The organism is Microcoleus sp. A2-C3, assembly GCF_036706065.1.
Classification (GTDB): domain Bacteria; phylum Cyanobacteriota; class Cyanobacteriia; order Cyanobacteriales; family Microcoleaceae; genus Microcoleus.
The window spans coordinates 55006-74739 of sequence record NZ_JAUBVX010000033.1; the positions used below are offsets into that span (position 1 = coordinate 55006).

27 protein-coding genes and 2 tRNA genes are annotated in these 19734 nt (G+C 42.0%); 8 read left to right on the forward strand and 21 right to left on the reverse strand.

The window, feature by feature from the left end; all coding sequences use genetic code 11:
* Window positions 1-63: 63 nt before the first annotated feature.
* The 6 genes from QUB66_RS18715 to QUB66_RS18740 form a co-directional block, all read right to left on the reverse strand.
* Entirely contained in the window at window positions 64-1125 is a 1062-nt protein-coding gene (locus QUB66_RS18715) for an MAE_28990/MAE_18760 family HEPN-like nuclease (protein ID WP_332969168.1), read from the reverse strand.
* 19 nt (window positions 1126-1144) lie between these two features.
* Entirely contained in the window at window positions 1145-2386 is a 1242-nt protein-coding gene (locus tag QUB66_RS18720; protein ID WP_332969170.1) for a DUF262 domain-containing protein, read from the reverse strand.
* 125 nt (window positions 2387-2511) lie between these two features.
* The gene (locus QUB66_RS18725) at window positions 2512-2988 is read right to left on the reverse strand and encodes a DUF2656 domain-containing protein (RefSeq protein ID WP_332969172.1); all 477 of its coding nucleotides are present in this window, start codon (window positions 2986-2988) and stop codon (window positions 2512-2514) included.
* An 8-nt stretch (window positions 2989-2996) separates the two neighbouring features.
* Window positions 2997-3878 (reverse strand): HEAT repeat domain-containing protein, encoded by an 882-nt coding sequence (locus QUB66_RS18730; protein ID WP_332969173.1) that lies wholly within the window; start codon window positions 3876-3878, stop codon window positions 2997-2999.
* A gap of 9 nt (window positions 3879-3887) precedes the next feature.
* Window positions 3888-4166, reverse strand: a complete 279-nt coding sequence (locus tag QUB66_RS18735) for a hypothetical protein (RefSeq protein WP_332969175.1) — start codon at window positions 4164-4166, stop codon at window positions 3888-3890.
* Between the two features lie 273 nt (window positions 4167-4439).
* Window positions 4440-5048 (reverse strand): phycobiliprotein lyase, encoded by a 609-nt coding sequence (locus QUB66_RS18740; protein ID WP_265234053.1) that lies wholly within the window; start codon window positions 5046-5048, stop codon window positions 4440-4442.
* A gap of 182 nt (window positions 5049-5230) precedes the next feature.
* On the opposite strand from QUB66_RS18740, the gene QUB66_RS18745 reads away from it, so the two are divergent.
* Entirely contained in the window at window positions 5231-6052 is an 822-nt protein-coding gene (locus QUB66_RS18745) for a pentapeptide repeat-containing protein (RefSeq protein ID WP_332969177.1), read from the forward strand.
* A gap of 300 nt (window positions 6053-6352) precedes the next feature.
* On the opposite strand, the gene QUB66_RS18750 is transcribed toward QUB66_RS18745, so the two are convergent.
* Window positions 6353-7084, reverse strand: a complete 732-nt coding sequence (locus QUB66_RS18750; protein WP_332969179.1) for a phycoerythrobilin:ferredoxin oxidoreductase — start codon at window positions 7082-7084, stop codon at window positions 6353-6355.
* 7 nt (window positions 7085-7091) lie between these two features.
* The gene (locus tag QUB66_RS18755; RefSeq protein WP_332969181.1) at window positions 7092-7826 is read right to left on the reverse strand and encodes a 15,16-dihydrobiliverdin:ferredoxin oxidoreductase; all 735 of its coding nucleotides are present in this window, start codon (window positions 7824-7826) and stop codon (window positions 7092-7094) included.
* A 256-nt stretch (window positions 7827-8082) separates the two neighbouring features.
* On the opposite strand from QUB66_RS18755, the gene QUB66_RS18760 reads away from it, so the two are divergent.
* Window positions 8083-8661 (forward strand): phycobilisome protein, encoded by a 579-nt coding sequence (locus QUB66_RS18760; RefSeq protein ID WP_332969183.1) that lies wholly within the window; start codon window positions 8083-8085, stop codon window positions 8659-8661.
* A gap of 130 nt (window positions 8662-8791) precedes the next feature.
* Here the strand turns inward: QUB66_RS18760 and QUB66_RS18765 are convergent, their stop codons facing one another.
* The 8 genes from QUB66_RS18765 to QUB66_RS18800 all read right to left on the reverse strand — a co-directional run bounded on the left by QUB66_RS18765 (window position 8792) and on the right by QUB66_RS18800 (window position 13833).
* Window positions 8792-9457, reverse strand: a complete 666-nt coding sequence (locus QUB66_RS18765; protein WP_332969184.1) for a HEAT repeat domain-containing protein — start codon at window positions 9455-9457, stop codon at window positions 8792-8794.
* Between the two features lie 108 nt (window positions 9458-9565).
* The gene (locus QUB66_RS18770) at window positions 9566-9874 is read right to left on the reverse strand and encodes a CpeR family transcriptional regulator (RefSeq protein WP_265234047.1); all 309 of its coding nucleotides are present in this window, start codon (window positions 9872-9874) and stop codon (window positions 9566-9568) included.
* A gap of 274 nt (window positions 9875-10148) precedes the next feature.
* Window positions 10149-10916: a phycobilisome rod-core linker polypeptide gene (locus tag QUB66_RS18775; protein ID WP_332969186.1), complete on the reverse strand. Its 768-nt coding sequence runs from the start codon at window positions 10914-10916 to the stop codon at window positions 10149-10151.
* A 112-nt stretch (window positions 10917-11028) separates the two neighbouring features.
* On the reverse strand, window positions 11029-11904 hold the full coding sequence (locus tag QUB66_RS18780; protein ID WP_332969188.1) for a phycobilisome linker polypeptide: 876 nt from the start codon (window positions 11902-11904) through the stop codon (window positions 11029-11031).
* Between the two features lie 203 nt (window positions 11905-12107).
* A complete protein-coding gene (locus QUB66_RS18785; RefSeq protein WP_332969189.1) occupies window positions 12108-12707 on the reverse strand; it encodes a chromophore lyase CpcT/CpeT in 600 nt (199 codons plus the stop codon).
* Window positions 12708-12979: 272 nt separating this feature from the next.
* Window positions 12980-13513, reverse strand: a complete 534-nt coding sequence (locus QUB66_RS18790) for a phycobiliprotein lyase (protein WP_265234042.1) — start codon at window positions 13511-13513, stop codon at window positions 12980-12982.
* A gap of 109 nt (window positions 13514-13622) precedes the next feature.
* Window positions 13623-13696: transfer RNA gene (locus QUB66_RS18795), tRNA-Lys, on the reverse strand.
* The gene (locus QUB66_RS18800) at window positions 13687-13833 is read right to left on the reverse strand and encodes a hypothetical protein (RefSeq protein ID WP_265234041.1); all 147 of its coding nucleotides are present in this window, start codon (window positions 13831-13833) and stop codon (window positions 13687-13689) included. Before QUB66_RS18800 ends, QUB66_RS18795 begins: the two co-directional genes overlap by 10 nt.
* A 42-nt stretch (window positions 13834-13875) precedes the next feature.
* On the opposite strand from QUB66_RS18800, the gene QUB66_RS18805 reads away from it, so the two are divergent.
* The 3 genes from QUB66_RS18805 (at window position 13876) to QUB66_RS29785 (ending at window position 15619) form a co-directional block, all read left to right on the forward strand.
* Window positions 13876-14199, forward strand: coding sequence for a XisI protein (locus tag QUB66_RS18805; RefSeq protein WP_265234040.1), 324 nt, complete (start codon window positions 13876-13878; stop codon window positions 14197-14199).
* A 284-nt stretch (window positions 14200-14483) separates the two neighbouring features.
* Entirely contained in the window at window positions 14484-15302 is an 819-nt protein-coding gene (locus QUB66_RS18810; protein ID WP_332969190.1) for a hypothetical protein, read from the forward strand.
* 167 nt (window positions 15303-15469) lie between these two features.
* Window positions 15470-15619, forward strand: coding sequence for a hypothetical protein (locus tag QUB66_RS29785; protein ID WP_442923304.1), 150 nt, complete (start codon window positions 15470-15472; stop codon window positions 15617-15619).
* Here the strand turns inward: QUB66_RS29785 and QUB66_RS18820 are convergent.
* From QUB66_RS18820 to QUB66_RS18835, 4 genes are all read right to left on the reverse strand, one after another.
* Window positions 15616-15855, reverse strand: coding sequence for a hypothetical protein (locus QUB66_RS18820; protein WP_265234038.1), 240 nt, complete (start codon window positions 15853-15855; stop codon window positions 15616-15618). The genes QUB66_RS29785 and QUB66_RS18820 overlap by 4 nt on opposite strands.
* The gene (locus QUB66_RS18825) at window positions 15842-16114 is read right to left on the reverse strand and encodes a BrnT family toxin (protein WP_332969192.1); all 273 of its coding nucleotides are present in this window, start codon (window positions 16112-16114) and stop codon (window positions 15842-15844) included. The genes QUB66_RS18820 and QUB66_RS18825 overlap by 14 nt, the downstream gene beginning before the upstream one ends.
* Window positions 16115-16605: 491 nt before the next feature.
* On the reverse strand, window positions 16606-17175 hold the full coding sequence (locus QUB66_RS18830; RefSeq protein ID WP_332969194.1) for a 3'-5' exonuclease: 570 nt from the start codon (window positions 17173-17175) through the stop codon (window positions 16606-16608).
* Window positions 17176-17190: 15 nt separating this feature from the next.
* Window positions 17191-17772 (reverse strand): dihydrofolate reductase family protein, encoded by a 582-nt coding sequence (locus QUB66_RS18835; RefSeq protein ID WP_332969195.1) that lies wholly within the window; start codon window positions 17770-17772, stop codon window positions 17191-17193.
* Between the two features lie 167 nt (window positions 17773-17939).
* On the opposite strand from QUB66_RS18835, the gene QUB66_RS18840 reads away from it, so the two are divergent.
* From QUB66_RS18840 to QUB66_RS18850, 3 genes are all read left to right on the forward strand, one after another.
* Complete coding sequence (locus tag QUB66_RS18840) at window positions 17940-18104, forward strand: ribbon-helix-helix domain-containing protein (protein ID WP_332969197.1); 165 nt, start codon at window positions 17940-17942, stop codon at window positions 18102-18104.
* A gap of 87 nt (window positions 18105-18191) precedes the next feature.
* Window positions 18192-18362 (forward strand): hypothetical protein, encoded by a 171-nt coding sequence (locus QUB66_RS18845; protein WP_332969199.1) that lies wholly within the window; start codon window positions 18192-18194, stop codon window positions 18360-18362.
* Between the two features lie 71 nt (window positions 18363-18433).
* Window positions 18434-18664 (forward strand): hypothetical protein, encoded by a 231-nt coding sequence (locus tag QUB66_RS18850; protein WP_332969201.1) that lies wholly within the window; start codon window positions 18434-18436, stop codon window positions 18662-18664.
* A 529-nt stretch (window positions 18665-19193) separates the two neighbouring features.
* On the opposite strand, the gene QUB66_RS18855 is transcribed toward QUB66_RS18850, so the two are convergent.
* Window positions 19194-19278, reverse strand: a tRNA-OTHER gene (locus QUB66_RS18855).
* Between the last annotated feature and the right edge of the window lie 456 nt (window positions 19279-19734).

The following is a 19734-nucleotide window of genomic DNA, read 5'->3' on the forward strand; positions in this document are numbered from 1 at the left end:
TGTGTAGGCGATTGGCGCGCTGAGGTAAGCATGAAAGATTGGCTGCGTTGTTGCTGTCTGGTATTATTTTTTTGCTATGTAAAATGTTTGATTATCTTTGATTTTAGGGTCAACAAGCACAGAAATATTGGTTTTTTCAGAAATTGTAAGTTCTTGATGTATTATATTATCTAATTGAATTTGCAAAATAGGCTTTTTGTATAATTTTCCTTCTGCATTTTCAACTATCATCATATCCCCAACTCTGATCGTATAATTTTCGATTTCAAACGCCAAGATTTTACTACTAAATATTTTTACCACTTTTTCTATTTTTTGAAAAGTATGTATTAATTCTTGTTTGATAATTTTTTCAAATAATGTTTCAAAAATAGCTTGACAATACACTTCTAAAAATTGAATATAAGGTTCTAATTCAGAGATATCTAAACTATCCAATGTTTCTGAACCATGAGCCATTTGATTTCTTCTTTCAACTAAATCATTAATTTTATTGTACAAAATATTCTTATCCGCCCTTGAAATTCGATCGTAACTTAAACCAATTTCTTGATTTAGGTTTTCATTCTTAATTAACTCACCGTTCAAATCTATATTGAAAAGTGTAAATAATTCTACAATTTTATTGTGTTTTAAGTTTCCCGATAACAAAACAAATGCTTCTGTATTGATTTGATAGTTTGTAGGGCTGACAATACAAGTATTTAATTTTTTTAAAACCTCCTCTTTGGTAAGGTGTTGATATTTTGGACTTTCTCTACTTATCATGGTATTTATTAGTTTTAAAGAAAGTTCAAAGTGATTATTGATAATTTTTTTATCTATTTGATTGTACTCAGGTACTAAACGGGAAAGTGAATCAAGATATTCCTTAATCCAAATTTCAACATATTTTTCCAACAGCCCGTAAAGTGAAATAATAGCTGCTTTATATTCAAATATCCGTTGATCTGTTCTAAAACTTCTATCATGTTCTTTCAGCCTATTTAGCAAAGCCTTGATTTGTTCATTATCCTCTTCTAAAATAGCATACCCAACCACATCACTTACATACTGAATGTGTTTCAAATATTCTCGTATTTGATTTACTTCTGCTTTAAATCTCTCCAATGATGTTATATTCATAAATTTCTACCCAAGTTTATTAAATATAGCTTTGTAGAAATTCATTAAAATATCCTATACGATTTTCCACATCGTTTTTATCGTTATACCTTCCGTCAAAAATATATCTCTTGTTTCTTGGCGAAACCAACAATTTATCATTTGAATATCTTGTTTTCTTGATAGTTTTTGCATTTTCTATTATGCGATTTTTGGATGTCAAATTTCTTGAAAAAACCTGCATTAATGGATCGTAAACACTCTTTCTCGGTGTCTTAGATTCTTGGAATCTTGAAGGAGGTAAAAACGCACTCTCACCAAAAACTGTGTAAACCAACTCAATAGTTTCGTTAAATACAGATTCAAGATCATTCAAAACTTGATCCGACCAGCTATTGGCTTGTCTCAGATAATCATCTAAAAAACTATCGATAGGGGACTTTAATTTATATAAATGTCTGTAAGCAAAAAATCGTAAAACCAATTCAACATCTTCCATTTTACGATACAATGCTAATCTAGCTGAAAATTCTGATTGTTTTAGCTCTTCTTCGCTTTTAAGTAGTAAATCTTCTACCTGGCTTTCTAAAGGTAGTTGCCACATTTTACGAAAGAGGTCGTTTTTGGCAAGCTTCATGCACAGTTGATTAAATTTGCCATTATGTAAAGCATTTCTCGTTTCTTGTGGTGTTAGTTTTTCACCGCCACTATTCAATCTTTCAAAAACTATTCGCTTGAGACTTTCGGCTTCCTCTCTGGTTTTTGCTGTTTCTTCTAACAATACGATAGATGATAAATAGCGCCTGTCTATACCTCTTCTAACTTGTTCAGGTAAATCGTCATATCTTTTTCCATTAAGTTCCTGCCAATATTCTAATCCTTTTAATTCAAATCTCCCTTTATAAAAGTCATAAATAGTGGTGAGCCTTTGTTGTCCGTCCATTACTTCATAAATAGAATAATCTACTTCATAAAGAAAAATAGGAGGAATAGGTACATTCATTATAAATGATTCTATTAAACGAGATTTGCGAGTGTTATTCCACCTTTTTCTGCGTTGGTACTCAGGATTTAAGATATATTTTTTACTGTCTCCCTGCTTGCTATCAAGCATAGTTTGTATGCTGTCAAGGGGATAACGAGCTTGCTCAGTCACTATTCTGATCTCACCTCTCTTGTATTTCTCGTTGATTTCCTGGTCGGAAAGAGAGGATTGGGAGAGATCGGATTGATTTCCAATACTAAATGTTTCGCCGGGAATTAAGTAGTTACTTACGCTCATATTTACTTTCCTATTTTTTAGGTTGCCATTAATACTTATTTTGCTGCTATATTGTTTTTACCTGATGCTTTACATCCTTTTTTCACGATAAATTGAAAGGCGATAACCGCCAATACACTACAAATTTAGCCCTTTTTCCTTTCAACCTTAAAAACATCCTCAATACTTTTCCCAGCCGTTTTATCCTCCCAGCCCATCGCCATTAAGAAACTCTCAGCCGACGGAGTTTCCACCACATCAACCCCCCATTCTCCCGTTTGCAGCGCTTCAGGATCGTCACTCAAGGGCGGAGTCTTCTTCAACCCCGCTAAAATCAAAATATCAGGAAAAAAATCATCAACTTTTCCTTGACTCATCCGCTGATCCACCAAAGCTTCAGCGCAAAATCCCCCAACTTGAGGAGGAGAAAACTCATTAGTAGAAAATAAAACTTCTACCATCCAATGCGGATGATTTAATTGACGACATTTGATCTGAGGATATTGACTTAAACCCTCAGCAAATACCAGAGTCAAATCTTCGCGACTTAAGGGTCTAAAAATACCCTCTGGCATATCAAAATTATGAGAAAGCAACATCCGCCCGGTTCCAGATTCCGTCATATTTTTAATTACTTAATTTGAGAAATTGCCAACTTAATCACACCTTGAATCGCCACTTCCGATTCCTTTGCTAATGCAGCTTGTAGCGGCTCGATCGCACTTCGATCGCCCACTTTCATCAAAGACAAGGCCGCCGCCCTGCGACTTTCCCCATCGCCATGATGCAATAACTCAATCAGATTGGGGATTCCAGGCTTATATGCCAGATTTCCCAAAGCAGCAGCCGCCTCGCAACGCACGTCAACATCAACATCCGTCAGAGACTTAACCAAAATCTCAAATAACTCCGGCTTGGGCTCTTCCTGGGCGACTTTGGCGATCGCCCCAACCACCGCCCCACGCACCACAGGAGAATCAGAGGCGATCGCCTGATACAAATACTCCTTCGCACCCGCCCCAATAAACGCCAACGCCCAAGCCGCATGACCGATCGTACTCTCAGGCAAATCAGTAGATGCTAAAATATCCAACAAAGCCTGCACAGAAGGTTCACCAATCCTCGCCAGCGCCCCAATAGACGAACCCTTAACCACCGTATCCCGATCGTTCAACAAAGCATGAATTAAATTAGGAACCGCCGTCGGATCGCCAATCAAAGTCAGAGTTTTAGCAGCCGCACGTCGCACAACCGGATTAGCATGATTCGCCAAAGCCTCCAACAAAAAAGGAGTCGCCGCTTCACCAATTTCTGCCAGAGTTTCCGCACAACGCAGTCGAGTCATCCCCCGCGTATCTCCCAAAGATTCAACCAGACGCATCAAAAGCTCAGCATCATTAACATCAAAAGTATCTAAATCTATTTGTTCAGTAACTTGTTGAAGCAAACCATCTGTTTCTGCATGAGCTAACACAATTGAAGCATCCTGAAATTGAGCATTAGAATTGACCATGATTGTCACCTAATTATTGGTAGTTATAGCCGCCAATTGAGTGCGGAGACTTTCTAGTCCAGCCTCAATTTTAGCAAGTTCCGGCTCAATTTTAGCCATAGCTGCTTTCTGTGGCAGCTTAGCCTTTTGTGCCGCGGCGATCGTCTCACTCACCAAACGTTCCCGATACCGCTCAAATTCGGCAATAACTTCCACCAATTCTTCAGCATCTACCTGTGTTGAATCTTCACTTAAATCTGCGGCAGATTTATCATGCTCAGATGTTGTCAATTCTTCGTTTTCAGACATAGTTTTGATAGTTTAATGACAGGTGAAAAATTTTAGGCGATCGAGTCCAGTTAAGCTCAGCTCATACATGATTCTTAGGAACGAACGGGCAAGATGCCCGTTCCACAACCAATTAATTTTCTTGTGGGGTGGGCCGAAGAGCCCGCCCAGGTTCTTGTGGGGTGGGCCGAAGAGCCCGCCCAGGTTCTTGTGGGGTGGGCCGAAGAGCCCGCCCTAAAAAAATATTGATAATAGTGCAATATGACAAATCAAAAAGCATTTTTTCCCGAGACTTTAACATGACACCGCAGCCGCCCCAGAAACTCTCAAGCGATTGTGTTCCAACAACTCTTCTAAAACAGACGGAGAAATACAACGACGCTCAGAACAGTATGCCATTTGTTTAACCCCATTGCTCATTTGAACAGTCATCACCCGCACTCGAAAATGATCGTTAATAAACCAACAGCGTTCCTGTCCTTGATTTGTCTCATATTCCGTCTCAATAGTCAATACCCCATCATCAGCAAAATTGTAAATACCAATCACCGGAATGCCTTCAACGTAGCCTCGATTTCGCAGAAACTTACCCATCTTCGGGTTATTAGGATTCGGCACATCGATCAGAATTGCAGCATAATTTTGGTTAGGGATGGCATCATCCAAATTATCTTGCCACATGAAACTGCATCCCCCACTAACCAAAGCAGGATCTACATTTTGCTGTTGACAAACCTCTAAAACTCTGGGATCATCAATTGACAAGACATCAATCATGACATTGGATTCTCCCGACTCATCAGCAGCAGCAGTATCAAAATTATGGACTGTTCGCTGAGTGAACCAAACGCCCTCACTCTTGCGAAAGAAATCCATCATAGTCATCGGTGGTGTTAGCAGCATTTCTGTGTCAGCTTAGCGAGAGGAATCAAGCAAGTCCCCTTGTCTGGGGGGATGGGAGGGAAATCGGATCGGATTTTGGTTAAGAAAATTAACTTTCTGGCGATCGCTCATCAATCAAATTCTAGGATAAATGACACCGGACAACTTTGAGCAATTCCATCAATAAATCTTCAAAAAATATAATGTCACTTCGTCAACACTCATTTTTCCTCTCCGAGCCCCTGACTCTCACAGAAGTCTTACAAGCTCTTGAGCAAACCAAAAGTCTAGCTCAAACCAACCTCCAAGGAATCAACCTCAGCCAAATGGATTTATCTGGAATTGATTTGAGCGGAGCAAACTTGATTGGCGCGGGCCTCAGCAAAACCAATTTCCAAGGCGCCAATCTCCAGGGAGTTGACTTCCGGCGCGCTAACCTCCGAGACGCCAATTTAAGCGGAGCAAATTTACAAGAAAGTTATTTTTTTCGAGCTGATTTACAAGGTTGCAATCTAGCCGATGCCAACTTAGAAGCAGCTAAATTTAAATTAGCATTATATGATAGCAAGACTATGTGGCCAGAAGGATTTAATTACCAAAAATCCGAAGCTATTGGCCCGAAAGCTAGTCTGAGCGGGGCTTTTTTGAATACAGCCAATCTCCGAGGAGCGGATTTGAGTTACTGCAATCTGCGCGGTGCTTATCTCAGTGGAGCAGATTTAACTGGAGCCAATTTAGAGGGAGCCGCTTTAAGCGGGGCTAATCTTCAAAATGCTTTTTTGACTGGTGCTTATTTACGGAATGCCATGTTAATTGGAGTTGAATTGCAGGGCGCAGATTTACGGGCTGCTGATTTGACTGGAGCGAATTTAGAACAATTAAAAAGTATTGCTGGTGCTGATTTTAGCTTAGTACAAGGATTGACTGAAGAAGCCAGAGCGATGCTTTGCAGTCGCGATTCCAAGGAGTTAGGTACTTGGAATTGTTTTACTCGGAACAATACGGCTCAAAGTCTTGGTTGTTAGATTGATTCCGGTACAACCGGAATGATTGTTAACTGCTAACTGTTAACTGTTAACTGCTAACTGTTAACTGTTAACTGTTAACTGTCATTGCGAGTTTGTAGTTGTAGGGTGCGTCGCCCTCGAAAATGCCCAAAGAAACATCGACAATCTCACAGCGACGCACCTGACAAATATGGTTAAACTCATGCCCTGGTAAAACAATCTCAACCCTTGGATGCAAGGTGCGTCGCTATCAGATTTGCGATAATTAGTTAGAGATTTTTTAAAGCGACGCACCCTACAACTTCCTGCTTCCTTCTGTTATAAATGACGTTCCAAATCGAACAGAAAACCGTGAATATATTCCTCTGTCCACTCCTCACCATAGAACCGCAGAAACATCCCCCTAGCAGGATCTTTAGCAGCACGATAGTTGATATAATTGCGTTGAGCCTGAAGAATCTCGGCTAATTTTTGACTGTCGGTGACTGGTTGCGCGCGATCGACCAAATCGAGATAAGCTTGTAAATAATCCTTAAAAGCATCAAACACCAGAGTCTGCACAGCCTCAGTTTCCTTCGGACGAGTCCACAGAAAAGCCGGAGAAAAGAAAGGTTTTGCCTCTTCAGGAAAATCTCCCCCCCACGGCAAATCTTTTTGATACTTGTTAAAAATCGGTAAAATCGGCTCAGAGTATTGCTTCTGATAAGCAGCATCATGGAAAAGCGGCTGCATATCCAAAGCAATCAAATGTCCCCCTGGCAAAGTCACCAAATCCGCCCCAAAAAAAGGCAAATCATAATTAATTTGGGGGAAAATCACAAAATTCAGTACCTGGAGAGCATCACCGCCCTCAACGTGAGCCGCCCGAATTTGCCGCAGTTTTGGGGATTGAAAAGCATAACTGGTAGTAACAACCAACTGCTCTTTTTTCCCTTTTCCCGTGATACATTCTTTTCTTTCAAAACCTGCCGGAATCGGATAGGGAGCTAGGTGAAGTCGCTCCCTTAGTAGTGGAATTGCGTAATCTAAAAAAGGCTGATAGAGAGTCATCTTAAATTTATTTTTTCCCGGCGGGAATCGCTAAGGGAACAGCATCTTCAAACAAAAACTCGTACAAAAAGCGCTCTGACCATTCATGACCAAAATAGCTGCCAAATAGCCCGGATGCGGGGTCTCTTTCTGCACTATACTGATCGTAATCTTTTTGTGCTTTCACAATCCGCTGAATTTCTTCGGGAGTGGTAAGGGGAGTAGCTTGCTCTAGCATTTTCCAATACAACTGCACGTATTCTTGATAGGCGGGAAACAATTGGTTGACTACTGTTTCGGCGTCTGTTTTGGCAAAGAGTAAATTTTTGGAAAAATACTGGTTGGCATCATAAAACTTCATTTCTAAGTCTTGCACCAACGAGCTGTATTTACCTCGAATTTCGGTCAATGGTTCGATATACTTGTCTATGTAAGGGCGATCGCGAAATAACGGCTGAAAATCTATCACCACCAAAATTTTCTTTTGTCCAAACGCTAAAAAATCAATTCCTAGCAAAGGTACATCGTAATTGTGGCTTGGATAAATCACACTGTTGAAAATTTGAGCCGTTTCCCCAGCATCGATGTAAGTGTAGCGAATCTTGCGAAATTGTGGGCATTGATAGCACCAACTTTGAATCGTGGCGGGATTTTTACCTCTTTCACTCACCACAGATTCCAATCCAGAGGGAATGGGACGGCTCTCTAGTGCAAAGTTCTCAAACAGTTCTTTTTCTAGAAATTGCTGAAATGGCTTAAACATAGATTATAATTTAGCTCCTTCAATCTCTCCCTGAAACAGGATAATAAGCGATCGCCTTAAACGCCGTCTCTTTTTTGGCTAACAAAGTAATATTTCGTTATGAAACCAAAGCTGCGATCGGACTTATCTAATGAAGACTTTGTACCACACTCTCATCTTTGACAGGCTCAAATGTAACAAAACTTAATAAAAATTCTCATAATTCTCGTCTATAACTTGGATTGTGTCCAACTACCTCCGTACAATTCTAATAACTATGCAATTAAGTGAAAGAGCCAAACAATTAATTCCCAAAGCCAGAATCGTCAGCTTTGCCACTTGGAAAAACCTCTATTCAGATGAAGTAATTGCCATTTTTCAACAGGCTGACGACGAAAATCGATATCTCACCGATGAAGATTTAGAAAACATCAAAAATCTGGTTCCCGATACCTCTTTAATGTTAGAACAAGCAAGATTGCTGCGAGAACAAGCACCTAATCTTGTATCGAAGGCCAGGGAAAAGGTGTTAGCCGAGTTTCCTAATATCGCCGAACCAGGCAATGACCTCTATCCTCCTGCACGCGCCGAAGCCTGTTGGCGAGATTTTTGGCACTTCTTGCGCTGCGTCTCCTATAGCATAGCAGGTAAAAATCCAGAATTTACCAGTCAAGCAGGACTAGAAAACATGGAACTACTTTATCAAGAATTGCGAGTTCCTTTGGCGGCGATGCTCTGTGGATTAGAAGAGTTAAAAACAGTTAGTTTACAGCAATTTAGTTCTGAAAAACAGCATTTATCTGGTCTTTCTTTTGACAATTTAATCGCAGGCTTAAAACAGTTCAGTCAAGCTTGAGCGGTTAACAATCGCAGGAATTACGCACAGGCATTCAAGAAACCGGGTTTTTCACCGATATTACTCGCACTCCAGGCCATATTTCCCGAAAAAACCCCGGTTTCTGCCTCTAGAACTCCATACAATATTCTTAACTGTTCTCAAGCAAGTTTTCTAAAGCCGCACCAACCACTCGATGATGGGAATCTTGGCGCAGTTGACTCAAGACTTCCTTCGCCCCTGGAACATCAAAATGCTTCAAAGCAGATGCAGTGTGCTGACGAATCCCTTCATACTCAGAACCAGCCAGCGCCAATAACCGAGCAAGTGCCACTGGTTCCTGACTGCTTCCGGCCAACGCACCCAGTGCATCCACCGCCGCTTCCTGGGTGGTCATATCTTCACCAGCCAAGGCTTCGATACATACCTCAAAAAGTTCGTTGTAGCACTCCATATCCACCAGAGCGCCCAGAATGCTGCGACGCACCAGCCAGTGGTCATCCTGAATAAAAGTCAGCACTAAATGAGATGCAGCGCATCTACCGAACAGCGACAGGGAATTTGCTGCTTCGGCTCGCACATTGGGAGTGTTATCAAGTTTCATGATTTGGAGCAAGGCGGCGAAAGATTCGGCGCTTTGTTGTTGTCCAAATCCCCTGCTGACAAAGGTGCGGACTAAAAATTCTGGGTCGTTGAGTCGAGCTTTTAGCAATGGAACCGCAATCTCTGGTGTATAATCTTTCAGAGCTGCGATCGCCTTGAGTCGATATTGAAAATCAGAATTTTCTAAAGACGCTTCGATTTCGTGAATATCCATAACCGCAACAGAGCAGGACTTTCCTTACTTTAAACAACAGAGTTCACTTTGTGCAACTTACCAAAATTATCTTAACGAAATCTTTTTTTAACCGTGAACCTCGTTTCTTTAAACTCTCTCATCAAATCGAGTCTGAAAAGTACCATATTTGAACCAATATTGTCGCAGTTCATGATGAGGTGTATGCAAACTTCCTTTCGCTTGATAGAGCATCACTTGTCGATGATTTCCCATCCACACTCGTTTGAGCGGTTCCACAGAAATTAAGCATCCTCCTAGACTGGTGATACATTGCTCAAATCTCTCAACGGCTGGGTAGTCTAAAGTTTCAAAAATCACAAATTGGCCTAAAAAAATTAGGTGACGACTTCGTATCCAAGCCTGCATTTTTTTATCGGCTATAGGGGGTAATACCATTTTAGAATTTAGATTTTACAAACATTCCTGGACGCGCTCCGACCAAATATTTTTTTATTCTCCCCTAGATAACTAAGACCTTCTTTTATAAATCAAGTTTTTGGCTTTTTTCAACAAAAAAAGAGCGAATAATAAAAACTCGCTCTAGATAAAGTATAAGATACGAAACCTAAATCAAAAAAAACGATATAAGAATCTAGCTCGGCTCATGAAGGGGAACCCAAGAAACTTTCTGGTTATCCCTGACATCAGGCTCACCTCATCACTCTATGGCTTAAGCAACTTCGGTGATGCTGACAATTTTTCCGCCAGCGCGATGGATGCGCTGAATTTGCGGAGTCATCTTCCCACCAGAGACAAGATATTCAGTGTTACTTAGTCGGCGAGGGCTATCAAATTTAGCTCCTTTGACTACAATTTTGAACATTTTTTCGGTGGCATCTTTGGAAGCACTAATGCGACCGCCTGTGGTTGGTAAAGTAATTTTGTTACCACTATTACCGGCTACGAAGTCAACTAAGCGAGAAGCGGTAAAAGCACTGTCAACTCCTGCATAACCTTGATACAAGGAAAGAGTGCGATTATAGCCAACTTGCTTTTGTCCGACTTGACTGTTTGCCCCTTGATAGTAAGGGACGACGTTTTCTCCAAATTTGTCCTGATATTCTTGACTGTCGAGGTAGGAATCAATTTCTGCCTCGTAGCCTTTTTCGATACAGGTGCGAATGTGCTCGGAAAGTTCTGCTTGGTCTAAGGGAGCGCGACCTAACAAATGTTTAAAGTTGAGTTCGACAAAGCGGTAGGGAGCGCAGGATTCAAAATACCGACTGCGATAAAAGTCAGATTTTGCCACAGCGCGGACAAATTCCCGTACAGTCATCGCACCATCGCACAACTGCGATTCTGGCACTGTCAGGCGTTCACTTTCCATGACATGGGGATTACCCAAAACTTGTTTGTAAACTGCCCGAATTACAGCCTGTGTATCATCGGCATTGCTAGTAGACCAAAGTTCTACTGGGGCATCTAAAACCACACTCATTGAGTTTCTCCTAAGACTAAATAACGCTTTAAAAGAGGGAATTAAGGATTGCTTGCAAACACGCTCAGGGAGATAATTCCCCAAGTCGTGAAGCTAGAAGTTTGAGCGGTTTCTAGTTGACAGCAGTGATGCTGGCAATTACGCCGCCTTGTTTGTGGATGCGTTGATATTCTTGGGAAAGTCTGGAAAACGGCACTACATAAACTTGGTTGCTCTGCCGAATTTTTTGAATCCGATTCTTAGCAGAAGTGCGATAGCCAGTGACTTCGATACGGAACACCTTACCCTCGTCACCGGAGCCCACGTTGTAAACACTTTTAGCAGCCCGCTGTCTATCGGGAAATGACCAACCATCCCCAACTGAACCGCCGGAAGGAGGAATGACTGCTACAGGAGTTTGCTGAATCACGTATTTGTTCAGAACTGGGGATTTTCCAGACAGACTTCCTTTGAAATCGCTGCTGGAAGCACCACGCAAGAGAGCAAACATATGAGTAAACCCAACCATGTTTTGTCCTGGTTGGGTTTTGTAGCCTCGGTAGTAGGGAACGATATTTTCGCCGTAGGCGTTTTGGTATTCATCGCTGTCGAGGTAAGAATCAATGTCTGCCTCGTAGCCTTCGGTATCTAAAATTGTGCTATGGGTTCTCATTTCTTCTAGGCCATCGGGAGTGCGACCGAGAAGATGTTTGAAATTGAGTTCAAGAAACCGATAGCGAGGACAAGTATCGAAAAAGCGAGAACGGTAAACATCTGATTTTGCAAGAGCGCGGACAAATTCGCGTACACTCAATTCACCGCGTTTGAATTGCGATTCAGGAATTGTCGCCCGTTCGCTTTCCATGACGTAAGCATTACCCAAAACTTGCCGATATACGGCACGAATAATGGTTTCTACTTCTTCTTCTGAACGTCCTGGCATCAGTTCTAAACAGGGTGTTTCTTCAAATAAACTGACTCCAAGTCGAGATGCAGGTCCAAAAACCATTTAAAAAATCTCCACTATTGTGTTATGTGAAAATTTACCATAATTAGATGTTAGATTAGAAAAATTTACATAATTTAACATAACCTAGGATGTGGCTGCTTCACGTACTACAGGTAGTTCTTTTTTTGTGCCGGAGTATTTGTTGGCGATAGGTGTGGCTGTAGGATGTGCTGCGATCGCCTGTAAATTATTCCTACGAATAATTAGATCTGTGGTAGTTCTGTAGCAAAACTTTGACGCTTTTCAAACCATAAAGAGCCGTTATCTGATCCCCAAATCTGTTGATGAGTATTTACATCCATACCGCGATCGAGACTGCTCCAGGTTGTTTCGGTAATTTCTACGTCACTGATCAGGTAGGTTGAACAACCTTTTTTTTGGATGAGACACTGGTTTCCTGGCTCTACACTACCACGAAACATTTCTCCTTCTCGTTTGAAAACCATAGAGCAATTATGGCGTCTTTGAATGCAATCTGGTTTGATTGTCTTGAGAATGCTTAATTCCCGTGCTGCGCCGGCGTACTGCACTGGATCGTTGAGACTATAATTTTCTATATAAATTTGTGCTCCCTGGTCAATTAATTTGTGTACTCCTTGACGGTAGGGAGTCCACATATCGTGGTCATAAACCTGCTCAGAGTAAAATCCAATGGCATTGAAAAATTCAAAGGGTAAAGGTCGGAAAAATATATGTATATGGGCAAATTGTTGGGGCTTTTCAAAGGATTGTTTGTAGTTGCTGAAATCCCCTGCCATCCACTGAGCGAGAGTGATTAAATCGTTGGCTTTAACTGAATTCATAAGCTTTTTTCAACTTGGTTGTATAGCAATTATCAATGTAGGTACTGATTAGTAATTGGCGATTGGTAAAAAGGTAATTGGTAATTTGCGGCGAGTGCCTCACTTGATTGAGAACTGCTATACCATTTATCAAAACTCTGGCTACCCAACAATTGTTCGGCTTGTTTCATTGACTATTAAGGTGCGTCGCCCCGATATTGTCGATTAACATTAGGGATTGTTTGTGGCGACGCACCCTACAAATACTGTTGCATGATTTTTGATAATTGGTGTTATTTCGCGGAGAGCGATCGAATTTCTGAGGAAAATGATGCGGTTACTACTCCACTTCCTTGACTTGTTTTGATCAGGGAAACACGAAAGCGCAGGTTGGGATTGGCGAACCAAATTTTTTCTTCGGCTGCGGCGTTATCGTAGCTTGTCAGGAGGACAAAGGTGTCATCGTCTGTGATGTGATAGTCGGCGGCGGCGGGAATGGTTTCGGCATATCCTTGGTCTCGCAGTAATTTACCGCGATTGGGGACTGTCGGATCTGGGATTGGTACGAGGATACAACTGCCTTTCATTTCGGCGTTTTCGTCCCAATCTGTGTGTCCCTCCCAGGTCATTTGAAAGGGGTTTACTGCTTGGGCTGGGTCAATGTTGTAGGATTTGCAGAGGTCGATTACGGCAGCATCATCGGGTGAGACTGCAACGATATCAATGACTGACTCGATCGCTTCAAAGTGTCGGAAAGTCAAGTGATGGGCGCTGCGCTGCGATCGCCATTGTCCGAGGGAATTGTCAACAAATTGCTGGATGTTCATGGAGATTATTGTACAAGCTGATTGACACAGATATTATTGTCAATAATTTTAAGATTGACAATATCACCACAGCTTGCGGGTATTGGTATTGTACTATGTTGTTTAAAGATGGGAGTAGAAGGACTTGAACCTTCGACCTTGAGATTAAGAGTCACCTGCTCTAACCAACTGAGCTATACTCCCGCATCTAGGCTACTATAACACAACTGTTCTGAAAAATCAACTATTTTTGTAAATTTTTGTGCCGATCGCCCGATCGCGAGTTTTCTGTAAGGGCGATCGACAAGAGCCAAGAACCCTGAAGCTACTGATGGTATCATTCGTTTAGTTACCTTCGAGCCAGCAGAGGAGGCGATCGTGCAATGGATTCAGTGAACCTTCAATATCGCAGCATCGTTGAAAAACTTCTCCAAGAATATATCGATTTTCTCGGTAATGACGACCTAGCGGAGGTCAAATTAGTATTAGACGAAAAGCACGATCGCTATTTGTTAGTCGAAACAGGCTGGCAAAACGGTTATCGCATCTATGGAAATCTGATCCACATTGAAATTATCGACAATAAACTTTGGATCGAACACGACGGTACGGAAGATGGAGTTGCTTACGAGTTGATGGCGGCGGGAATTCCCGAAGCAGATATTGTTTTGGCTTTCAAGTTACCGGAACTGCAAAAAGTGCGTTAAGCGAAGCTATCCCGTAGGGAATCGGCCGCGATTTCGCGATCGGGGGCGAGCGAGATGAATCAATATTGAATTTAAGTGCGATCGAGCGACTGGCAATTTAACTTCTTCAAACATCACAAATCGTATCAGCACCAGATCGAGTCAGCCGTCAGTGGCTAAATTGCCCAATACCAAAATAGCGTAATCCTCTAAGTTGTGGTCAATTAAAACAGGATTGACTTCTGTAAAACATCAAGATACAGTCGTATTTCGAGGAACTATATACTTTTGGGAACAATCGCCTTATGAGAAACAATAGAGTTGCACTATTAGATAGATTAGAGTTGCTTTTAATAGCAGCAATCGACATTATATTCCTCACATCTATAGGCAATTATATGAACTATCGTGAAGCGACACTTGGTGAGTGGTTTTACTTGTGGATAATGACAGCTCTGGCACTATATCTTCTGGGTCTTTACACCATTGCTATGGTGGATAGAAAACTTTCAGAACAAGAAATGGAAACTGAGCCGTTGTTTGTGGTTTTCGGTTGCATCATCGGTTTGCTGAGCGGCTACTTAGTTACCTATTTCTACTCATCAATGCCGACTCTGCCACACAAGTGGGATGGGCTATTGGGGGTTTTACTTTCTTTTTGGCTATCTATTTTAGGAATTTATGTTGCTGGAAAATTTAAGCGGAGTAAATCCACAAGCAATCTAATCGTTTCATTGTTGAGAATTTTAATTCCGTCTGCGATCGCTTTAACATTTATATTGGTTAACAACAACGGTTTTCCTGGTGTAACAGCACCTGCTGAGGTTCGACAGCAATGGGCGTACAAAGAATTTTGGAATTATGGCGGAGTTGTGAATTCAATCAAAAACTGTCAGCCCATCATCCAGCGAGTAGGCAGCGTAAAATTTGTGGCACCTACCCAAGGTGCAAACAATGTTACGTTCGAGCCCGGTAGTTCAGGTCATTCCGGGGAATTCACCCTAGAAGTAGTTGGCGATCAAGGTATAGGTGTCGCTTATTCTTACTTTCATATCGGTACTTTCGTCTCAAATGTTCGATTTACCTATCAGAAGAGAACAGAGGAACTATCCTGCCGGAGATAGAAGAAATCCAATTCTTTCTGCTCCACAAATCCTTGACCTGCTGGCATTCCACTATCCCCTACAACAAGGAATTTAAACCCTTGCCTTCCGCAGTAACTCTTATGACTGTAATCACGGAAAACAGGGATGTGTGTTAAACCACAATCCATTTCAAGCAATTTGTAAGGTTGGCACTGCCCACTCTACTGATTCTAATTGATTCCCAAACCGCCTACTTGATAATTTGGGAGACGACACCCGCACCGACGGTACGATCGCCCTCGCGAATGGCAAAACGCATACCTTGTTCGATCGCGATCGCCCTCAGTAACTTCTAGCCATCGCCTCTAATATTACCGACAGAATACTTATTGTCTTTCATAACTCTCATCAAAAATCTTAGAGCTTCATTCACTGCTTCAGAGTCAGGAAACATTTCTGCAACATCAGGTTCCAGATGAACGTTCAGCCCGCCAAAACTCTTCCGTCCAGGGCCTAACTTTCTCACTCGCAAGCTCTTCAAATCGTATTCCGATCGCAGCTCATCTTCCATATCTGTTTCAACCTTCTTCATAAACTTCTCGCTCCCCTCTGGTTACTTCTCTGGCGCTAATTAAACGAATTGCATCGCCCCTTTCCGTATACGACACTATTAATAAACGACCTCGGCACGATGCTCCAATAATAATATATCGATCTTCCTCATCAGAATGGTCTGGATCGTAGAAATCGACATATAGCCGATCGTCAAAAACACTTTTTGCCTCTTCAAATGAGACTCCGTGCTTTGACCGATTTGCCGCTGCTTTATTTTCATCCCACTCACAATTCATCTACTTATTGTAGCATCATGCGTTTATTGAACGCCACTGTGTTGTGCAGGCACGAACGTTATTTCTATTGACTAGCGATCGCCACACTCACCATCTTACAACTGCTCAAACGGAAAATGGAGGAGTCGAACCTCTACAGCTTATCGCTGCACTCTGGTTTTCCAAACCAGTCGCCGTCCACACAGCAGCAGTTTCCAAGTTTTTTATTTTTAACCGCAGATGAACGCAGATGAACGCAGATGAATACAAAAAACGGCGTTGCTGATTTACGGTATGAAAGGCTAAATATGCAATTCATAAAAACCAGCGTCTACAAAGCTTCTGGATTTTAAAATTATTTATTTCATACCCTGATTAAGCAACGCCCAAAAAACTTTGTATTCATTCACTTTCTTGTCTGGCAATTATCTGCGTTAATCGGTATTTATCCGCTTTGTATCTGCGGTTGACTTATCAATCAAAAAAATATGTAATTGAATAAATATGACAACTCAGCCCAGCATTTTATCACCCAAAATATAAGGCAACAATTTAGCGATATTTCTAGCATCATCAATTCCTCGGTGATGAGTTCCTTCTAGAGCTAAACCCGCAAGTTCTAAGGCTTTTTCCATGCCGTAGCGCTTTGACAAACCTTGGGTTTCTGTAAACATTTTTTTGAGATTGACGTGAGGATAAGCAATGGGAAAAGGGAGTTGATGAAAGTTGCTATCCTTTTTAAATTGTTTGCGATCGAAGTCGCCCCAGGAACCAAATACACCGTTTGAGTAACCAGACAGCCAGTTTTTCAGCATAGCGCTTGCTTCTGGGTAAGTTGGGGCGATCTCGACTTGCGTTTGGGCGATCGATGTTAATGACGTGCAAAATTCGGTAAGAATGGGATGGCGTATGGGTTTGACGAAGCTTTGAAATTCATCAACGATGGTTAGTGTTGTGGATTTTATCATCACTGCTCCAATTTCGATAATTTCCATGTCATTTCGGGCGATCGATCCTTTGTCGCAGCAGGTTGCTTCAAGATCGAGCACGAGATAATAGTTGAACTGTTTTAAATTAATCATAATTTAACCTAAGTTTTAATCGTCGCCGTGTTTAACTCGATAATGCAGCAGCATGAAACCGTTGCTGTAAATTTGGCGATCGCCTAGTTCCAGATTCGTCGGTGCGATCGCCCTCGCAAACATCGGAATTCCCGCCCCCATGACTACCGGATTCAACTTGACAATCATCTCGTCAATCTCAGAAAAAAGAGTTGCCGCTAACTCACCGCCACCGCACAGCCAGATATCTTTACCCGTTTCCTGCTTCAATTCCTGAACCAATCCAACTGGATTGTCGGAAACGAGTTCAACATTCCGATCTGGGCTGGCTGGCATACTGCGCGAAAAGACATACTGTTTCAAGCTGGGATAAGGATTAGTCAAACCCACATTTAGCCCGACTTCATAGGTTTTGCGTCCCATCAAAACAGCATCAAACTGCTTGTTTCCCGCGCGAATGCCTAGTGCTTCGTGAAGGTGCGCCGGAATAGTTTCGGGAAAGCGATCGAACAAATCGGCAAAATGTTCTCCTGACATCGGAAAACAATCAAATGAGCCATCTTCGCGAGCAATAAAACCATCAACGGTGCAAGCAACGTAATATATTAGTTTTCTCATATTTAACGTTTTTTAAGAAGTTTTGGGAATCACCAAGGCTGAAACCATCCTAGCAGTAGCGCTTTTCAAGTGCGCGATCGCCCGCATCCCTACAGTCGATCGTCGGAAAGGGCGATCGGTACTCCGAAAGAAGATAAGCTGATGTCAACTAAATATGACTGCTGAAAATGGCCGACAAAGAAGAGACTGCTGTGATTAAAGTCACAGTTCCCAAGAGTTTGCACGAAAAACTGAGAAAAATCTCCCAGCAGACAGGAGTTCCTATGTCCACTCTGCTAGTCATGGCGGCCGTCAAGGAATACAACCTCGTGGATGAACCAGAGTCTAAGTAACTCTTAGTATACTGTTAGTACCCTTTAAAGGTACTATACGGTATCAAAAGGATATAAGCTGATGTCAACTAAATATGATTGCTGAAAATGGCCGAACAAGATGAAGCTTCCAAAACCATAAAAGTCACAATGCCCAACCGAATCCATCAAAAGCTGAAGAAGCTGTCTGACGAGTCAGGAATATCCATGTCTAAACTGATGCTCCTGGCAACTATCAAGGAATATAAGCTCATTGATGATAAAGATACCACCGAATAGCCCCATTTAGTACCCAGTCTTACCCCATTATGCTATCCTTTAGGGAAATAGTCAACCCTGGAGGTGTACTTATGACTCAAGATCAACTCGAAGCCCTTGTCGATGAACTCGGCTTAGTGGCTGTCGTTAGCCTGCTGGCAACTATTTGCCACAACAAAGCCCGACAAACCTTGTGCCTGAAGGGACAAGGCGCTACTCCTTATACAGCTTGGAACAGCAATGGCTTCTTGCTGAAGCAGTTGATGACCAGACTGCGGCCGATCGGCAGTTGCGATCGGGATGTCAACCTCAACAGCAACTGATGTTCAACCCGTGCAAGTCCGCAAAGCATTGATTTTAGTCGGTTAACAGCCGAGTATGTATGCTTTAACTGTTAGGGCACGGGTTGAAACCCTCGGTTTTGAATCACGAATGGAGAGGACGGGACTCGAACCCGCATCGATCGACAGCAGCTTTCAGGAAACGCGCTTCCTTACTGCCCGCAAGCAGACGGGAACTGCCCCCATCTCGGACTGTTAATTCCTTTCAGTGCATCTGCAACCCGCTGCCAGTTTGCGTTTTCAGGGAACGTCGCGAAGCAACTTTTTACCCTACTCAACAAACGCGATCGTCTTTTTGAGAGCCGCTTTTCCAAAATTTTTACGGTGCCATTCCACTTAGGCGACCTCCCCACAATTTTGCTCAGTATATGATAGCAAATGTCGTAAAAAATTGACCATGATTCTCCCTTATTTATATATAAAATCATAAGCAATCCACCGAGGAGGTACTGCCCCTCCTATCGCCGCGTTATCAGCACGGTGTCTCGCTTTTCGACTTCCGGTGGGTTAAAAGGAAGATGAAGGAATCGAACCCTTACAGTTACCTGTACCCCAGTTTTCAAGACTGGTTGCCAACCATTTAGCGGCATCTTCCTTATTAATCATGCTATGATTGAGTCTAAAGTTAATCTACCAGTTTACTTAACTCTCATTGGATATCGATAGGAGTCGAACTACAATTTCGGTAATGGCAAATTAGCTGCTTTCGTTTTGGCATTGCATACCTGTATGATTGCGACTCTGTTTGGCCCAGTAACCCCTAGTAGGTTTCTCAATGTCATAAGCTTTACACCATTTCTCCACTGCTTTGTCACTCACACCAAAATCTATAGCTATATGAGTAGTTGGTTTTTCCCAGACTAGCTTTTGCAAATCCTCTTTAGAAGGACGCTCAACTTTTCTGGAGTTAATTCTTGGAGAGCCACATTTCTTCCTTTTTACTTTTATTTCTTTTTTCCCATTGGCACAATCATTCTGTAGTTTAGACTAAAAAATAGTCGCAGCTAAAAGTAGCTGGCTTTGAAGAGCAGGCAAGCTGTTACTCAAAAACT

Coding starts and splice junctions, on each gene's coding strand:
- QUB66_RS18715 (WP_332969168.1), bottom strand. CDS start 1,125: ATGAATATAACATCATTGGAGAGATTTAAAGCAGAAGTAAATCAAATA.
- QUB66_RS18720 (WP_332969170.1), bottom strand. CDS start 2,386: ATGAGCGTAAGTAACTACTTAATTCCCGGCGAAACATTTAGTATTGGA.
- QUB66_RS18725 (WP_332969172.1), bottom strand. CDS start 2,988: ATGACGGAATCTGGAACCGGGCGGATGTTGCTTTCTCATAATTTTGAT.
- QUB66_RS18730 (WP_332969173.1), bottom strand. CDS start 3,878: ATGGTCAATTCTAATGCTCAATTTCAGGATGCTTCAATTGTGTTAGCT.
- QUB66_RS18735 (WP_332969175.1), bottom strand. CDS start 4,166: ATGTCTGAAAACGAAGAATTGACAACATCTGAGCATGATAAATCTGCC.
- QUB66_RS18740 (WP_265234053.1), bottom strand. CDS start 5,048: ATGCTGCTAACACCACCGATGACTATGATGGATTTCTTTCGCAAGAGT.
- QUB66_RS18745 (WP_332969177.1), top strand. CDS start 5,231: ATGTCACTTCGTCAACACTCATTTTTCCTCTCCGAGCCCCTGACTCTC.
- QUB66_RS18750 (WP_332969179.1), bottom strand. CDS start 7,084: ATGACTCTCTATCAGCCTTTTTTAGATTACGCAATTCCACTACTAAGG.
- QUB66_RS18755 (WP_332969181.1), bottom strand. CDS start 7,826: ATGTTTAAGCCATTTCAGCAATTTCTAGAAAAAGAACTGTTTGAGAAC.
- QUB66_RS18760 (WP_332969183.1), top strand. CDS start 8,083: ATGCAATTAAGTGAAAGAGCCAAACAATTAATTCCCAAAGCCAGAATC.
- QUB66_RS18765 (WP_332969184.1), bottom strand. CDS start 9,457: ATGGATATTCACGAAATCGAAGCGTCTTTAGAAAATTCTGATTTTCAA.
- QUB66_RS18770 (WP_265234047.1), bottom strand. CDS start 9,874: ATGGTATTACCCCCTATAGCCGATAAAAAAATGCAGGCTTGGATACGA.
- QUB66_RS18775 (WP_332969186.1), bottom strand. CDS start 10,916: ATGAGTGTGGTTTTAGATGCCCCAGTAGAACTTTGGTCTACTAGCAAT.
- QUB66_RS18780 (WP_332969188.1), bottom strand. CDS start 11,904: ATGGTTTTTGGACCTGCATCTCGACTTGGAGTCAGTTTATTTGAAGAA.
- QUB66_RS18785 (WP_332969189.1), bottom strand. CDS start 12,707: ATGAATTCAGTTAAAGCCAACGATTTAATCACTCTCGCTCAGTGGATG.
- QUB66_RS18790 (WP_265234042.1), bottom strand. CDS start 13,513: ATGAACATCCAGCAATTTGTTGACAATTCCCTCGGACAATGGCGATCG.
- QUB66_RS18800 (WP_265234041.1), bottom strand. CDS start 13,833: ATGATACCATCAGTAGCTTCAGGGTTCTTGGCTCTTGTCGATCGCCCT.
- QUB66_RS18805 (WP_265234040.1), top strand. CDS start 13,876: ATGGATTCAGTGAACCTTCAATATCGCAGCATCGTTGAAAAACTTCTC.
- QUB66_RS18810 (WP_332969190.1), top strand. CDS start 14,484: ATGAGAAACAATAGAGTTGCACTATTAGATAGATTAGAGTTGCTTTTA.
- QUB66_RS18820 (WP_265234038.1), bottom strand. CDS start 15,855: ATGAAGAAGGTTGAAACAGATATGGAAGATGAGCTGCGATCGGAATAC.
- QUB66_RS18825 (WP_332969192.1), bottom strand. CDS start 16,114: ATGAATTGTGAGTGGGATGAAAATAAAGCAGCGGCAAATCGGTCAAAG.
- QUB66_RS18830 (WP_332969194.1), bottom strand. CDS start 17,175: ATGATTAATTTAAAACAGTTCAACTATTATCTCGTGCTCGATCTTGAA.
- QUB66_RS18835 (WP_332969195.1), bottom strand. CDS start 17,772: ATGAGAAAACTAATATATTACGTTGCTTGCACCGTTGATGGTTTTATT.
- QUB66_RS18840 (WP_332969197.1), top strand. CDS start 17,940: ATGGCCGACAAAGAAGAGACTGCTGTGATTAAAGTCACAGTTCCCAAG.
- QUB66_RS18845 (WP_332969199.1), top strand. CDS start 18,192: ATGGCCGAACAAGATGAAGCTTCCAAAACCATAAAAGTCACAATGCCC.
- QUB66_RS18850 (WP_332969201.1), top strand. CDS start 18,434: ATGACTCAAGATCAACTCGAAGCCCTTGTCGATGAACTCGGCTTAGTG.